A 16949-nucleotide genomic window follows, 5' to 3' on the forward strand; every position below is an offset into this window, starting at 1 on the left:
AAATCCAGGCATACAGCCTGGATTTTTGAGTTAAGTGGAAGACGTTATCCGTCTACGCTGGCGGCCGGTTAAACGTCGCTCTGCGCAGCCTCCACCTCTAAGGCTTGCTCTTCATAATCGGACGCCCAGTCGCGCAGGTGCTGCCAAATGGTGCCCAGCGTTTCATGCCAGTAGCGCTCAGTTTGTTCGAGATATTTGCCCTTCGGCGCGTACTTCTCCCACGCTTGATCGATGTTTCTCTGCGCCAGGTAGTTGGTCGGCGCGGCGTAAGGTTTCAATCCTGCGGAATGGAATTCATTCAGGGCACGGTTCATGTGACTGGCCGATGTGACCACCACCAACTTCTTGTTCTTAACGAACGCCGCCGCTTGGCGCGCTTCTTCCCAAGTATCTTTGGCGGTTTCGAGCAGAATAATGTCAGATTTAGAAACGCCAAGCGCCAGCGCTACTTTAGCCATCATGCGCGCATTGCTCACTTCAGAACCGGCGGCATAGCCTGAGAGAATCAGTTTAGAGCCCGGATAAATTCGCATCACACGAATCCCTTCGGTCAAACGCATTAGGCCAGCGCGACTCAGTTCTGACGTGGGCGGAATGTCGTCGTCCACAACATGGCCGCTGCCAAGCACCATCACATAATCAATCGATTCATCGACAGGAAAAAAGGCCGAGTATTGGCGCTCGATAGGCATGAGAAGGCGTGATGAAACGGGCTGGAAGGCAACGAGAAAAATGCCAACAAACGAGAAGAGAACAACGAAACATCCTGTTTTTTGTTTTCGTGTGAACATGACGAGCATGAGTCCCACAAGGCCAATGATCAGCAGGGCTGGCAAAGGCATAAGTAAAGCCGAGACGACTTTTTTCAGCTCAAACATACTTAAATAGTCCGAAAAAACACCAGTTGATTATAATTTAAGAGAAAGCCTCTTTATTCCTGCCTTTCTTGTGACAGAATAGCAGCACGATTCAACATCATAACTCAAGCTGCTGTGACTGAAGACCGCAATTTCGACGATATTGCCCACAAATTTGCAAAAAATATATACGGCTCTGACAAAGGCGAGATTCGACAAGTCATTGTTTGGGAAGACCTTCAAACCATCCTCGCCTCGTTACCCGCCAGTGATTCACCACTCGACGTGCTCGATGCCGGGGGTGGGTTGGCACAAATGTCGCAAAAGCTGGCGAAGCTAGGCCATCGCATTACGTTATGTGATCTATCTTCTGAAATGCTGCAATTAGCTGAGCAGGATATTGCAAAAAATGGCTTGCTTGAGCAGTATCGCTTGATTCATTCGCCCGTTCAATCCATCGCTCAACACCAGCAGCAACCGGCGGATTTGGTGATGTTTCATGCCGTCATGGAGTGGTTGGCTGAGCCAAAGCCAGCGCTGCAAACGCTGTTAGAGCAGGTCAAACCGGGCGGTATCGCGTCGGTCATGTTCTACAACCATCATGGCCTCGTGTACAAAAATGTTGTGTGTGGCAACCTTCCGCATGTGTTAGAGGGCATGCCACACCGCAAGAGATTTAAGCTTCAGCCCCAAAAAGGGCTGAAGCCTGAAGATGTCTACCGTTGGATAGAGGAGTCGGGGTTTCGCATTGAAGGGAAATCCGGCATTCGCTGCTTCAGTGACTACATTGGCGATCGTCAGTATATGGGCGACTACACCAGTGAGGATGTCTTGGCCCTAGAGAGGCAGTTGTGCCGCCAAGAACCCTATGTGTCACTCGGACGCTATATCCACGTGTGGGCAAGAAAGAATTAAAACAGGATAAACCATGAGTGAAATGACTCTGAATGCCGCTGAGCAACCGATTGATGAGTTGGTGGGTTGGGTCAAGCAGCATGATTTTTCATTGAATCTGACCAACGAACGCTTGGCCTTTTTGATCGCCATTGCCGTGTTGAGTAATGAAAGGTTTGATGAAGAGTTAGGTGAAGGGGAGTTGCATGATGCGTTCGCCATTGTCACTCGATTGTTTGCCGATTCGGGCGAAGCGTCGGCGTTTCGCGCCAACAACGCCATCAATGACATGGTCAAACAGCGCCTTATCAGCCGCTTTACCAGTGAAATTACCGACGGTGCGAGTATCTATCGTCTCTCGCCGTTGGCCATCGGCATCACTGACTACTATGTTCGTCATCGCGAATTTTCCAAACTGAAACTCTCTATCCAACTGTCTATGGTGGCGGACGAAATGGCGAAAGCCATTGAAGCGGCACAAAAAGGCGGAACGGCGGGTCATTGGAAGAAAAACGTTTACGGCGTGCTGAAATACTCAGTCGGTGAAATTTTCGATCAGATTGATTTAAACCAGCGTGTGATGGATGAGCAGCAGCAGTCGGTTAAAACACAGATAGCTGAGCTACTTAACAAAGACTGGCGCGATGCGATCAATAATTGTGAATCCTTGCTGTCAGAAACCTCCAGCACATTGAAAGAGCTGCAAGACACCTTGCAAGCGGCGGGTGATGAGCTGCAAAGTCAAATTCTCGACATCCAAGAGTTGGTGCATGGCGATGATGAGCTCGAGTTTATTGCCGAAACCCTGTTTGTGTTGCAGATGAAGCTCGACCGCATCACCAGCTGGGGTCAGCAAGCGATTGATCTCTGGATTGGGTACGATCGCCATGTGCACAAGTTCATCCGAACCGCCATCGATATGGACAAAAACCGCGCGTTTAGCTCGCGCCTACGTCAGTCGGTCAAAGACTACTTTGAAAACCCTTGGTACCTTACTTACGCCGATGCAGAGCGGTTGAGCGATTTGCGTGATGAAGCCTTGGTGTTGCGTGATGATGAAGTGACCGGCCAGGTGCCACTCGATGTGGTCTACGAAGAATTTCAGCAAGTGAATGATGCGCTGTCTGAGCGCATTGGGGAGATGCTCCAAGTGCACAAAGCGCAGGGGCAGCCTATTGATTTAGGCCAAGTGCTGCGCGACTACCTCGCCGAGCACCCCTATACCCATCATTTTGATTTAGCCCGAATTGTTGTCGATCAAGCGGTGCGACTGGGTTACTCCGAGTCCGATTACCAAGCGATTCAGCCCGATTGGCAAGCGATCAACAATTATGGTGCAAAGGTACAAGCCAATGTCATCGACAGATACTAATGAATACATGCCAGAGAATCTGGTCAAAGCGATCTCTAATCCGCTGTTTCCGGCGCTAGACAGCATGCTGCGTGCCGGGCGTCACATCTCCAGTGAAGATCTCGACAACCACGCCTTACTGTCGGATTTTGAAGTGGAGCTATCGAGTTTTTATCAGCGTTACAACACCGAACTGGTGAAAGCGCCTGAAGGTTTCTTTTATTTGCGTCCGCGTTCGACGTCGCTGATTAACCGCAGTGTCCTGTCTGAGCTCGATATGCTGGTGGGTAAAGTGTTGTGCTTTTTGTATTTGAGCCCAGAGCGTCTTGCTCACGAAGGCATTTTTACCAACCAAGAGTTGTACGATGAGCTTCTGTCACTGGCCGATGAGTCCAAATTGATGAAGCTCGTGACCAACCGAGCCAGCGGCTCTGATCTCGACAAAGAGAAACTGTTCGAGAAAGTGCGCACCTCGTTGCGCCGACTGCGCCGTTTGGGCATGGTGATCAACATCGGTGAAACCGGAAAATTCAGCATCAGTGAAGCGGTGTTCCGTTTTGGTGCGGATGTTCGTGTCGGTGACGATATGCGTGATGCGCAGCTACGCCTCATCCGTGATGGTGAAGCAGTGGTTCACACCAAAGAGCCGAGCCAAGGCGATCTTTTGCACAGCGATAACCTAGATGCGCCAGAAGGCGAAGAAGAACTGACACAAGCAGGTGAAGCATGATTGAACGCGGTAAATATCAATCACTGACAATGGTCAACTGGAATGGCTTTTTTGCCCGCACTTTTGACATTGATGATCTGGTGACCACCTTATCGGGAGGGAACGGAGCGGGCAAATCGACCACCATGGCGGCGTTTATCACCGCGTTGATCCCTGACCAAACCTTGCTTCACTTTAGAAACACCACCGAAGCTGGCAGTAGCCAATCTTCTCGCGACAAAGGTCTCTACGGTAAACTTCAGCCGGGTGCCTGTTACGCAGCGCTCGATGTGGTCAACTCGCGTAAGCAACGCCTACTGTTTGCCGTTAAGCTGCAACAGGTGGCGGGGCGTGACAAAAAAGTCGATATCAAACCCTTCGTCATTCAAGGCCTGCCAAGCCATGTCAAACCTACCGATGTACTGATTGAAACCGTCTCGGCGACCCAAGCGCGCGTGCGTCAAGTCAACGAAGTCAAAGAGGCAGTGGTCCAATTTGAAGGGGTGCAATTTAAAGCCTTCCCATCGATTGTTGATTATCACGCGCAGATGTTTGAATTTGGTGTGATCCCGAAAAAGCTGCGTAACTCGGGCGATCGTTCCAAATTTTACCGCTTAATTGAAGCTTCACTGTATGGCGGTATTTCCAGCGCCATCACCCGTTCTCTGCGTGACTACCTACTGCCACAAAACGGCGGAGTGAAGAAAGCCTTCCAAGATATGGAATCGGCGCTGCGTGAAAACCGCATGACGCTTGAGGCGATCAAAACCACTCAAGCGGACCGAGATCTATTTAAACACCTGATCACCGAGTCAACGAATTATGTTGCAGCGGATTATATGCGTCATGCCAACGACAGACGCAATAAACTCGATCAGACCTTGGCGCTGCGCAGCGAGTTGTTCAGCTCACGTGAAATGTTGATCGAACAAAACGCGTTGCTGACACGCGTGCAAGAAGAGCTTGAGCTGTTGGTGGAGTCTGAATCTGGTCTAGAGCAAGATTACCAAGCCGCATCCGACCACTTGCAACTGGTGCAAACTGCGCTGCGTCAACAAGAGAAAATTGCCCGCTACCAAGATGATCTGGAAGAGCTCAGTGAGCGTCTTGAAGAGCAGATGATGGTGGTGGAAGAAGCGAATGAACGCGTTCACATCGCGCAAGACCAAGCGCTGGTTTTTGAAGAAGAAGTCGATAGCTTAAAGAGTCAGTTGGCCGATTACCAACAAGCGTTGGATGTTCAGCAGACGCGCGCGTTGCAATATCAGCAAGCGGTGCAAGCGCTGGAAAAAGCCAAAACGTTACTGGGTGACAATAATCTGACCGCCGAGTCGGCACAAAGCTTGGTGAGCAGCTTGAAAGCTGAGCAGGGCGAGCGCACCGACGCCTTACTCGCGATGAAGCACAAACTTGATATGTCGAGTGCGGCGGCCGAGCAGTTTGATAAAGCCTTTGCGCTGGTTGAGTCTGTCGTGGGCAAGGTAGCTCGCCAAGAGGCGTCAGAACGCGCTAAAGCGTTGATCAATCAAGCGCGCGATGCGCAGCAAACGCTGCAAAACGAAGCTCAACTGCGCGCCCAACATCGTGATGTTGAACGCAGCTTAACTCAGCAGCGTAGCGCCGCAGAGCAAGTGGCGAGCTATCAAAAGCAGCACAACGTCGCACTGGTTGATGAACTGACGTTTGAACAAGAGCGCGAACGCCACAGCGCGCTGATTGACTCTCTTGAGCACAATCAAGAAGCATTGCGTGAGCAGCGCAGTGAGCAGCGCCGCAGTGAGCAAGATTACGCTGCGCAGATCACCCAGTTGGAAGCGCTCGCTCCGGCTTGGATTGCCGCGTCTGATGCGCTAGAAAACCTGCGTGAGCAAAGTGGTGCTGAGCTCGGTGATAGCCAGTCGGTGATGGCGCACATGCAGCAAGTGTTGGAGCAAGAGAAGCTGCAATCTCTGGCGAAAGAGAAACTGGCAGAGCGCCGCGCGACACTCGATAGCGATATTGAGCGCCTCGCTTCACCGGGTGGCTCGAACGATCCGCGCCTTAAAGGATTGGCGGATACACTGGGTGGTGTGTTGCTGTCTGAAATTTACGATGACATCACTATCGACGATGCGCCGTATTTCAGTGCTATGTATGGTCCTGCTCGTCATGCGATTGTGGTATCGGATTTGTCTGGCATTGAGCAAAAGCTGGTTGAGCTGGACGACTGCCCAGAGGATCTCTACATCATTGAAGGCGATATTGATGCTTTCGATGATAGCAGCTTTGATGCGCAAGAATTAGAAGGCGCCGTCTGCGTGCGCATGAATGAGCGCCAAATGCGTTACTCGCGATTCCCTCAGATCCCACTGTTTGGGCGCGCAGCGCGTGAACAGCGCCTTGAGCTTTTGCGCAGTGAACGTGATGAGGTCATCGAAGCGCACGCCAAAGCGGCGTTTGATTCGCAAAAACTGCAGCGCCTTTACCAAGCATTCAACCGTTTTGTTGCAGAGCACATTCAGGTCGCTTTTGATGACGATCCTGAGCAAAGCCTGCAAGTCGCGCGCGAGAAACGCACTCAAGTGCAGCGCACCTTAGCCGAGTTAGATGGGCAAGAGGCGACCTTACGCGGTCAGCTGCAAGCGAGCAAACAGGCGCTCAGCGCACTGGATAAATTAGCGCCCATGATGTCGCTGGTGGAAGACGATACCTTGGCTGAGCGTTTTGCCGAGCTCGACGCGCAGATGAGCGCCTTGAGCGAAGCGAAAGCCTTTATCAATCAGCATGGTAAAGCGATTGAGCAGCTAACGCCAATCGCCTCCGCGCTTGAGGGCGACCCTCAGCAGTTTGAAACGTTAGAGACGAACTATCGTCAAGCCGATGAGGCACTGCAGCAGATCAAAGCACAAATTTTTGCGCTCTCTGATCTTATTGAACGTCGCCACTACTTCGCTTACTCCGACTCTATCGATATGTTGGGTAAGAGCAGCGAACTCAGTGAGCAGTTGAAGGCCAAGTTGGCACAAGCGGAAGTCAACCGTGGCCGAGCGCGCGAAGAGCTTAAGCTTGCGCAAGACCAACTGAACCAATACAACCAAGTGCTCGCCTCTTTGAAAAGCTCTCACCAAGCCAAAATGGAAACGGTGCAAGAGTTCAAACAAGAGCTGCAAGAGTATGGTGTCAACGCCGATGAAGGCGCGATGGAACGTGCTGAGCGCCGTCGTGATGAGCTGCATGAACGTTTGCACAGCGCGCGAGCACGTAAGAGTGAGTATGAGCGCACCATCACCTCGACAGAGCTTGAGATGAAAGGGCTGGCTAAGCGTCTGAAGAAAGTACAAAAAGAGTACACGGATCTGCGTACGTTCGTTGTGGCAGCAAAAGCGGGTTGGTGCTCGGTACTTCGATTGGCGCGTGAAAATGATGTCGAGCGACGCCTGCACAAGCGTGAGCTTGCCTACCTCTCTGCGGATGAATTGCGTTCGATGTCGGACAAATCATTGGGCGCGCTACGCCTTGCGGTGGCCGACAACGAAGATCTGCGAGATGCGCTGCGCCTTTCGGAAGACAACGCTCGCCCAGAGCGAAAAGTCTTGTTCTACATTGCGGTCTACCAGCATCTGCGCGAGCGCATTCGCCAAGACATCATTCGCACCGATGATCCTGTGGAAGCGATCGAAGAGATGGAAGTGGAACTGGCGCGTTTGACCGAAGAGTTGACCCAGCGTGAAAACCGTTTGGCGATCAGCTCTGAGTCCGTTGCTAGCATCATCAAAAAGACGATTCAGCGCGAGCAAAATCGCATTCGCATGCTCAACCAAGGTCTCTCGAACATCTCGTTTGGTCAGGTGAAAGGGGTGCGTCTGAACGTTAAGATTCGTGAAAGTCATGAGGTGCTGTTAAACGGCCTAGCGACCGGTCAAGAGCAGCACAAAGACCTGTTTGAGTCGATGCGTTACACCTTCTCAGAGGCGATGGCAAAATTGTTCCAACGTGTGAACCCGCACATCGATATGGGCCAACGTTCACCGCAAGTGCTGGGTGAAGAGCTGCTCGATTATCGTAACTACCTTGAGCTAAGCGTCGAAGTGAACCGTGGCTCAGACGGTTGGCTGCAAGCGGAGTCGGGCGCGCTCTCTACTGGTGAAGCGATCGGTACCGGTCAATCGATTCTTTTGATGGTGGTTCAGAGTTGGGAAGAGGAGTCTCGCCGCTTACGCAGTAAAGACATTGTGCCGTGTCGTTTGCTGTTCCTCGATGAGGCTGCGCGATTGGATGCCAAATCGATTTCAACCCTGTTCGAGCTGTGTGATCGCCTCGATATGCAGCTGTTGATCGCGGCGCCTGAGAACATTAGTCCAGAAAAAGGCACCACGTACAAGCTGGTTCGTAAAGTCTTTAAAGACCACGAACATGTGCATGTGGTGGGCCTAAGGGGCTTTGGTCAAGGCGAAAAGCCTAAGAGTGAAGCCGCTCAACTCATCGAAGAGTTTTAACGTCAACGCCCACCTTTTGGTGGGCGTTGTTGTATGTGTGGATGGACTTATTTTTGAACGGACTTATCTGTCGAAACGCTGCGTATTGTGCATTTATTAATGCTCACGAAGAGGGGGGCTCCGCATGGGCCGATTTGCGATAGTGACTCGGCGAATCTCCACTCCATTTGCGAAACGCATGACGAAAGTTGGCACTGTCTGAGTAGCCGACGCGCTCTGAAATCTCATCAATGCTCAATTGCGTCGAGCAGAGGTAATGGCGTGAAAGATGAAAGCGGACGTGATCCAAAATCTGTTGGTAGCTGGTCTGCTCTTGAGTCAGTTTTCGTCTCAGAGTGCGTGAAGACATCCCCAGCTGCTGCGCCACGATTTCAATCGATGGGTAGTGCCCCGGCTGCTCGATTAAGCGTTGAGTAATCCTGTCTTTTAAGCTAGTACTGGTACCACTCAGTTTTGCCAGCATCTCATCACACGTTTTTAAGCACTGCTGCAAGGTCATCTTGTTGGCGGTGGGCAAGGGTTGATTGACCACATCCGTAGAAAATTGCCACTCCAGCTGTTTGGATTGAAACTTCACCGGGCAGCGAAATACCTCTTGATACAATGATGCGTAGTGGGGCGCGGGGTAAGGAAAATGCAATTGGTGTGAGGGGAAGGGATGTTGCATCACCTCTTCACACAAAGATTGAATTGCCGAAAACCAGTATTCGCAGCAAAAGGGCATCAAGGTGTCGAGATCAATTAACTCTTCCGCGCGGATATAACCTAAATCCTTATCGATGAGGAGCTGCTTGCGCAGCACTGGCCCCGCCAATCTCAGGTATTTGAATCCCATCGTCATCGCTTCAAGCAAGGTGCTGGAGCTAAACACCGCGTAACCCAACACGCCAAAATCGCTAAACCTGGCTTGTTGGCCCACCTTAAGGCCAAGTCCGGGCTCGTCTGCACAGAGTAGGGCATTGCTGAAAATATGCAGCTTCTGGGCGAGTGTGACTTGCGTGTCAGGTTGATAGAGCTTTTCGACACTGACACCACTGCCATCCAGCAGGTCTGTGAGCGGCACTCGCTGACCGAGGTAGCGCACCAACAACTGCACGTCCAGCAGACCGCATGCGTTACTATCAGGCTCATAAACCGCTAAATGCTGCATTGTGTGACTGCTCCAGTATGAGAGTAAGATAACGGATATTGGCGATGAGTATAGCCAAGATTAGGCTGTGATGTTGTCATCAGTCTCGCAGTTTTGTCCGAAATTCACCGTTTTTTGTCTGTTTGCCACCTAGGTGGCATGTTAACAAAATGTTGTAATGCTTATATCAGTACCACGAGAATCGATTATGAATGCATTAGTACACCCTCAAACACCTCATGATGTTATTTCACCCTCAGACCAAGATCTACAGCAGTGGTTTGATGCGTTGAGCGCGGCCTATCGCAACGAACCCATGCCGTCACTGGATGTGCGTAAGCAGCGTTTAGTGGCATTGAAAACTCAGTTGCGCCGCTATCAAGATAGATTAGCCCAAGCGATGAGTGATGATTTTGGTGGGCGTAGTGAAACCGAATCTAAGATGGCGGATGTGTTGGCGCCGATATTGGACATCAACCATGTTCTTCGTCACTTGAAAGGTTGGATGAAAGCCAAGCGTCGCCCGACGGAGTGGTTATTTAAAGGCAACAAATTGCAAGTACGCTACCAACCTAAAGGGGTGGTGGGCATTATTTGTCCGTGGAACTTTCCGGTTTATCTCTCTATTGGCCCTATGATCACCGCATTGGCTGCGGGTAATCGCTGCATGATCAAAATGCCGCCCAACTGTCCCAATACCACCCGCGTATTGAGCCAAATGTTGGCGGAAATTTATTCAAACGATTTAGTGCGCATTGTCCCCGGCGATCACCCGCAAGCGATGGACATATCGCATCTGCCGTTCAATCACTTGGTGTTCACCGGTTCGCCCAATAGCGGCAAGATCATTATGGCCAATGCTGCGGCCAACTTAACGCCAGTCACATTGGAGCTCGGCGGTAAGTCCCCAGCTATCGTGGCGCAGGATTATGACGTCACCAAAGCGGCGAAGCGTTTGGCGCATGGCAAAGGCTTTAACTCAGGGCAAATTTGTATCGCTCCCGATTATGCGTTTGTCCATGAGAGCAAGCTAGAGGCGTTTGTCGACGCGCTGCGTGATGCCCATGTAGCTATGTATCAGCAAATCAGTGGCAATGCTGATTACACCTCTTTAGTGGATGAGCCACAACATCAACGCTTCCATGCGCTGCTCGAGGACGCGAAGCAAAAAGGCGCCAACATCATTCAATGTTTGCCTGAAGGGGAAGGGCGCAAGACGCCGCTTTATATTGCCACGAATCTCAGCAGCGATATGCGTATTTGCCAGGAAGAGATCTTTGGCCCACTGCTTCCGGTGCACAGCTACAAAAACATCGAGCAGGTGGTTGAGTACATCAACAATCGACCTAGACCGCTTGCTTGCTATTTGTTTACCCACAGTGGTTCGCTGCGCGATGACATTCTCCGCCAAACACACAGTGGCGGCGTCACCGTGAACGATTGGGGCTGGCATGTCCTCAACCACTCGGTCCCGTTTGGCGGCATAGGCAATTCAGGTATCGGTAACTACCACGGCGAAGAAGGATTTCGCGAGCTTAGCCACGCGCGCAGCGTACTGCAAATGCGCGAGTGGTTCCCTATTTCGTTGTTTTCACCTCCCTACGGCACTTGGGTTCAGAAGCTCGTGGTGAAGCTATTTGTTGGCAAATCCGACCCAACGGTTTAAATCGACCCTCTCCCCGAGAAGGGGAATACCCTACACACAATAACAAACTTACGGGCCGCATCGTCTTGATGCGGCTAAGATAAGGAGATCCCGCATGCACAACTTGGCTGTCAATCTGGAGCGTAATGCCGCGCTCTTTGCTTCTCATCCTGCGCTCAAACTGGCGAACAACGTTATCACCTACCAACAGCTCGACATCATGGCGGGTAAGGTGGCGCGTCACTTGGCTGATCTTGGTCTCGAGCCGGGGGATAAAGTCGCGCTATCGTGCCCCAATATTCACTACTTTCCGGTGGCCTATTACGGCATTTTAAAAGCTGGGTGCGTGGTGGTGCCGATGAATGTGCTCTTTAAAGCGCGCGAAATTGCTTATCACCTTAATGATTCACAGGCCAAAGCGTATCTCTGTTTCGATGGTAACGACGCGCTGCCGATGGGCCAATACGGCCGAGACGGTTTTCATGCCGCGCATGGCTGTCAGCACTATATCGCCATGCCACAAGGCAAAGTGGGCGAGCATTCGTTGGAAGCGTGGTTGGCATCGGACGTCGAGCCGCTGGAGTCGATTGTGCGTCAAGGCGATGACAGTGCGGTTATTCTTTATACCTCAGGTACGACAGGGCAGCCTAAAGGGGCAGAGCTGTCACACACCAACATGCTCACCAATGCGATGGCATCACAAAACTTGATGCGCTTGCAACGTGATGACACCACCATCGCCACCTTGCCGCTCTTCCACAGTTTTGGTCAGACGGTGATGATGAACGCCACCTTGATGATTGGTGGTTGTATGGTGCTGGTGCCTCGCTTTGATCCTAAGCAGGTCATTGAAGACATTATTAGCCACAAAGTCAGCGTGTTTGCTGGTGTGCCTACCATGTACATTGCGCTGCTCAGCGCTGGGCAAGCGGATACCGAAGTGGCGTACAAACTGAAAGAGAGTTTGCGCCTGGGCGTGTCAGGCGGTGCTTCACTACCGGTTGAAGTGCTGCGCCAGTTTGAGGCGCTGTTTGAAGTGCCTATCCTTGAAGGTTATGGCCTCTCCGAAACCGCACCAGTGGCGACGTTCAACCACATTGACGGTGAGCGCCTGCCGGGCAGTGTCGGTCAGCCACTGTGTGGCCACATGGTGAAAGTGATCGATTTAGAGGGCAATCGCGTGCCGAGTGGAGAACTGGGTGAAATCTGCGTAAAAAGCCCGAGTGTGATGAAAGGTTACTACCGCCGCGAAGATGCCACCGCAGAAGTGATTCAAGATGGCTGGTTTAAAACCGGGGATATTGGCCGTTTAGACGAGCAGCAAAACCTCTTTATCGTCGATCGAGTGAAAGACATGATCATTCGCGGCGGATACAACGTCTACCCACGTGAAATTGAAGAAGTGATGATGTGCCACCCCGCGATTGAGATGGTGGCAGTAGTTGGTGAGCCTGATGAGCGTTTGGGTGAAGAGATCCACGCCCACGTGACGTTAAAACATGACAGTGACCTCGACGCGGACACACTGGTTCAGTGGTGCCGTGAGCAGTTGGCAGAGTACAAATACCCGCGCCGCATATTTGTTCGTCAATCTTTGCCAATGACAGCGACGGGTAAAATTCTCAAACGGGAGCTGCATCCATGTGATGCCGAGGAGGCGTGATCATGGAATACGATTTTATTGTGGTCGGCGGCGGCTCGGCTGGCTGCGTGATGGCGTCACGTTTAAGTGAAGACCCTAGCATCAGCGTGTGCTTAATTGAGGCTGGCGGTAAAGACAGCAGCGCGGTGATCCACACACCGGTAGGCGCGGTGGCGATGATGCCCACTAAAATCAATAACTGGGCGTTTGAGACAGTGCCTCAGCTGGGTCTAAATGGTCGCAAAGGCTATCAGCCACGTGGAAAAACTCTCGGTGGTTCAAGCTCCATCAACGCCATGATGTACGCACGCGGCCATCGCTATGATTACGACCTTTGGTCAAGCCTAGGCAATCCCGGCTGGAGCTACAACGATTGCCTGCCGTACTTTAAAAAGGCAGAGCATAATGAGCAGCACGTCGACGCGTATCATGGACAAGGTGGACCGCTTAACGTCAGCAACTTGCGTTCACCGAGTCCGCTACTAGAGCGTTTTCTTGATGGGTGTGAATCCATCGGGGTGCCAAGAAATCATGACATCAATGGTGCAGAGCAGTTTGGCGCTATGGTCACCCAGGTGACGCAAAAAAACGGTGAACGCTGCAGCGCGGCAAAAGGGTATCTCACGCCGAACTTACATCGCTCAAATCTTACCGTGATTACCCGAGCCACGACCCGAAAAGTGCTGCTTGAAGAGAAGCGTGCGGTGGGTGTGGAGTACCAGCACAAGGGTAAGGTGTACCAAATTCGAGCGCGCAAAGAGGTGATTTTGAGTGCTGGAGCCTTTGGTTCGCCGCAAATTATGCTGTTGTCGGGCATAGGCGCCAAGAGCGATGTTGAACCGCACGGGCTGACGCATCACCACCATCTACCCGGTGTGGGGGAAAACTTGCAAGATCACATCGACCTTGTCCATAGCTATAAAACCAGCGCCAAGAAAGAGACCTTTGGTGTGTCGCTCTCGATGGCGGCTGAGATGAGCAAGGCGCTGCCAGAGTGGGTGTCTGAGCGCAAAGGTAAGCTCAGCAGCAACTTTGCCGAAGGAATTGCGTTCGCGTACTCCGAACCTGAGCTCGATGTGCCGGACCTTGAGTTTGTGTTTGTGGTCGCGGTGGTCGATGACCACGCAAGAAAAATCCACACCAGTCACGGCTTCAGTTGCCATGTCACTGTGCTAAGGCCGAAAAGCCGTGGCACCGTTAAGTTGGCGAGCGCTGATCCGACTCACGCCCCATTAATTGATCCGCAATTTTTTGCTGATCCAGACGATATGGAAGTGATGAAGCGTGGCTGGAAGTTGCAGCATCGCATGCTAAACAGCCGTGCGTTTGACGAGGTGAGAGGGGAGAACTTTTATCCGGTCGATATCACCGATGATGCGCAAATCGAACAAGACATTCGCAATCGCGCCGATACCCAGTATCACCCAGTCGGTACTTGTAAAATGGGGCCCAGCAGCGATGAGTATGCGGTAGTGGACGCCGACCTCAAGGTGCACGGCTTAGAAGGACTGCGGGTCGTGGATGCGTCGGTGATGCCGACCTTGGTGGGGGCTAACACCAACGCCCCGACCATCATGATTGCTGAGCAAGCTGCGGATAAAATTCAACGTCAATATGGCCTGCAGTCTGCCCCTGACGTGCGCGCCGCGAGCTAATGTGACACCCGAGGTCGACAAGAAACAAAAGACCAGAAACAAAAATAGCCGCTAAGCGGCTATTTTTTATTGGAGGTTTAAGGCAACTTAGACATTAAGGAATCAAGCAGGAATTTCGTTGGCGAAAATTCCAAACTGTTTCGCGGCATAGGCAACGCGCTCTTCCGGCGAAGGGTAGCGGATAGTGGTGCCCATGTTTTCAATGTGACGAAGCCTTGGTAGCAGTCCGCTGCCGTTCGCGATCTGAATCGCCAGACCGGGGCGCGCGTTGAGCTCGAGCACCATTGGCCCCTCTTCTTTGTCAAGCACCATGTCGGTGCCCATGTAACCGAGACCGGTCATCTCCCAAGCACTAGAAGCCAGCACCAGAAGGCGCTCCCAATGAGGCACTTGTAGGGTCGCCAGCTCTTTGCCGGTGTCTGGGTGATGAGTAATCGGTTGGTCAAACTGCACCGCTCGCACCGCACGGCCGGTTGCAATATCTATCCCGACGCCCACGGCGCCTTGGTGCAAGTTCGCTTTACCATCAGACGCAGCGGTCGAGCAGCGCATCATAGCCATCACTGGGTAGCCTTTAAATACGATGATGCGTACATCGGGCACCCCTTCGTAGCTAAAGCCATCAAAGCAATCATCAAATTTGATCAGGTTTTCAACCACGGCGACATCGTTCTTGCCGCCGAGCGAGAAGAGCCCCGCCAGGGCATTACTGATATGGCGTTCGACATCTTCTTTATTGATGGTGGCACCAGAAGGTTTGGTGTAGACGCCATCCTTATGAGAGGTGATAACAAGGATCCCCTTACCGCCACTGCCTTGTGCTGGCTTGATAACAAAACCAGGCCAATCGAGCACCATATTGTGAATACGTTTGACTTCGGCTTGGTTACTGATAACGCCGATAAGCTTCGGTGTCGTCGCGCCATGCATCTCGGCAATGATCTTGGTTTTCAGCTTATCGTCCACCAAGGGGTATTTTGAACGGTCATTGTAGCGACCAATGTAACTGTGGTTACGTTGGTTCATGCCCATAATGCCCTTGTGGCGCAGCTTACTCGGAGAGGTAAAACGTGAAAACATCGTTCAGTCCTCCGCTAATGGCTTAAAGCGACGCAGCTCAGTCAGACGGTATCCAGTGTAGGTACCGAGTAACAAAATACCGCCCAGTACGATCAGTTGCAGACCAATAAAGTTAAAGGTCAGGTGTTGAATGTAAGGGTTGGTCATCGCTAGGTAGACCAGTACAGCAGTCAGTAGCGAGCCCCCACCTTGCAATACTACCTCTTTAGCGCCTTCCTCTTCCCAGAGAATCGACATGCGTTCAATGGTCCAAGATAGGATGATCATTGGGAAGAAGGTGATCGAGAGACCTTCGGTCAAGCCAATCTTAAATGCCACCACGGTAAACACCGAGATGATCATAATCACCGTGATGATGACCGCCGAAATCCGCGCCACCAAAAGCAGGTTGAGCTTAGAGAGATAGCTGCGGATAACCAAGCCAGTACCGACGATCAATAGGAAGCCGACAATACCGGTCACAAGCTGAGTTTGCACAAAGGCGACCGCAATCAGAACGGGCATAAAGGTGCCGGAGGTTTTCAGACCAATCAGCACGCGTAAGAAAACCACAATCAAGGCGCCAATTGGGATCAGCATGATGGTTTTGAACATGGCTTGCTCTTCTAGTGGCAAGCTATGAATAGAGAAGTTGAGTAAACCGTCGGCTTGCACTTTGTCCATCGTCGCTTGAGACGGCGAGACTTCCTGAGCAATCATGGAGAAGTGGACTTGACTGTTTTGACCGCCAATCAAATCCAGTAGTGAGACGTTCGATTCATCCCACACCAGAATGTTCTCTGCGGTGACTTGGCTCGCTTTGCTTGGGTTGAACAGCACCCAACTTTTGCCATCCCACACTTGGTTCATCTGCTGAATGCTTTGGCGACGACGGCCATCTTCCAGCTCGATAACACCGACGACTTTACTTGGGATATCCGCATAGGCGAGCAGTTTGCTTACCGCCTCAACTTTAGACATGCGATTGAGAATTAACGCCGCGTTCTGGCTGTCTGAATCGTTGATGGATTTGATCAGTTCACGGGTAAAGGTGATGTCATCGGCAGAGCGTTGATTAGCGAGTTCAATCAATGCATTAGCCGCCGCTTCGACAGGACCATCGAAAGTGGGTTTGGTGGTGGCGGCAACAGGTGGAATCGGATCGACGTCGGCTTGCGGGTCAACCAAAAACTGCGCTTTGTAGTAGATGGTCTGCGCGCCGCTCGCTTGGCGAATGGACCACTCAGCACGTCGCCCAGTTTCGGTGTCAATGTAGGAAACACCATAGCCTGGAGAAGACGACGACTCGCTAATCAGGGTAAAACCCGATTGTGTATGAGGCGCAGCAAGGGAGGCTTTGACGGGTTTATTTTGCGCATTAAATTCAATACGAGCCTCGATATCCCAGACTTGGCGCGTTTCTCCTGGCGTCCAAGGCACACCATAGCTCTGGTGGCGAAATAGACTCAGCGCAATCCCTACGCAGATCAGGACAACCACTGAAATATAAAAAGGGACTTTTGACGTCATACC

Annotated in this window: 11 protein-coding genes; 7 read left to right on the forward strand and 4 right to left on the reverse strand. The window is 51.8% G+C overall.

Annotated elements, in window-relative coordinates; translation table 11 throughout:
* Positions 1–68: 68 nt before the first annotated feature.
* On the reverse strand, positions 69–878 hold the full coding sequence (gene elyC / locus AC6R0R_RS04405) for an envelope biogenesis factor ElyC (RefSeq protein WP_334551018.1): 810 nt from the start codon (positions 876–878) through the stop codon (positions 69–71).
* Positions 879–974: 96 nt separating this feature from the next.
* On the opposite strand from elyC, the gene cmoM reads away from it, so the two are divergent.
* From cmoM to mukB, 4 genes are read left to right on the forward strand one after another with little or no spacing between them, the layout of a single operon-like run.
* A complete protein-coding gene (cmoM, locus tag AC6R0R_RS04410; RefSeq protein WP_420378184.1) occupies positions 975–1772 on the forward strand; it encodes a tRNA uridine 5-oxyacetic acid(34) methyltransferase CmoM in 798 nt (265 codons plus the stop codon).
* Positions 1773–1785: 13 nt separating this feature from the next.
* A complete protein-coding gene (mukF, locus tag AC6R0R_RS04415; RefSeq protein WP_487902687.1) occupies positions 1786–3123 on the forward strand; it encodes a chromosome partition protein MukF in 1338 nt (445 codons plus the stop codon).
* A complete protein-coding gene (gene mukE, locus AC6R0R_RS04420) occupies positions 3104–3832 on the forward strand; it encodes a chromosome partition protein MukE (protein ID WP_500625826.1) in 729 nt (242 codons plus the stop codon). The genes mukF and mukE overlap by 20 nt, the downstream gene beginning before the upstream one ends.
* On the forward strand, positions 3829–8286 hold the full coding sequence (gene mukB, locus AC6R0R_RS04425; protein ID WP_500625827.1) for a chromosome partition protein MukB: 4458 nt from the start codon (positions 3829–3831) through the stop codon (positions 8284–8286). Before mukE ends, mukB begins: the two co-directional genes overlap by 4 nt.
* Before the next feature lie 103 nt (positions 8287–8389).
* Here the strand turns inward: mukB and AC6R0R_RS04430 are convergent, their stop codons facing one another.
* Complete coding sequence (locus tag AC6R0R_RS04430; protein ID WP_500625828.1) at positions 8390–9436, reverse strand: AraC family transcriptional regulator; 1047 nt, start codon at positions 9434–9436, stop codon at positions 8390–8392.
* A gap of 187 nt (positions 9437–9623) precedes the next feature.
* Between AC6R0R_RS04430 and AC6R0R_RS04435 the strand changes: the two genes are divergently transcribed.
* The 3 genes from AC6R0R_RS04435 (at position 9624) to AC6R0R_RS04445 (ending at position 14357) form a co-directional block, all read left to right on the forward strand.
* Entirely contained in the window at positions 9624–11081 is a 1458-nt protein-coding gene (locus AC6R0R_RS04435) for a coniferyl aldehyde dehydrogenase (RefSeq protein WP_500625829.1), read from the forward strand.
* Positions 11082–11175: 94 nt separating this feature from the next.
* Positions 11176–12723 carry a long-chain-fatty-acid--CoA ligase gene (locus AC6R0R_RS04440; RefSeq protein WP_500625830.1) on the forward strand — a complete coding sequence of 516 codons (1548 nt, stop codon included), beginning with the start codon at positions 11176–11178 and terminating at the stop codon, positions 12721–12723.
* Entirely contained in the window at positions 12723–14357 is a 1635-nt protein-coding gene (locus AC6R0R_RS04445; RefSeq protein WP_500625895.1) for a GMC family oxidoreductase, read from the forward strand. Before AC6R0R_RS04440 ends, AC6R0R_RS04445 begins: the two co-directional genes overlap by 1 nt.
* Positions 14358–14459: 102 nt before the next feature.
* Here the strand turns inward: AC6R0R_RS04445 and AC6R0R_RS04450 are convergent, their stop codons facing one another.
* Positions 14460–15437, reverse strand: a complete 978-nt coding sequence (locus AC6R0R_RS04450; RefSeq protein WP_500625831.1) for an alpha-L-glutamate ligase-like protein — start codon at positions 15435–15437, stop codon at positions 14460–14462.
* Positions 15438–15440: 3 nt separating this feature from the next.
* Positions 15441–16946: an inactive transglutaminase family protein gene (locus tag AC6R0R_RS04455; RefSeq protein WP_500625832.1), complete on the reverse strand. Its 1506-nt coding sequence runs from the start codon at positions 16944–16946 to the stop codon at positions 15441–15443.
* Between the last annotated feature and the right edge of the window lie 3 nt (positions 16947–16949).

It is taken from the genome of Vibrio sp. R12-SW3-ISO1 (assembly GCF_059834005.1).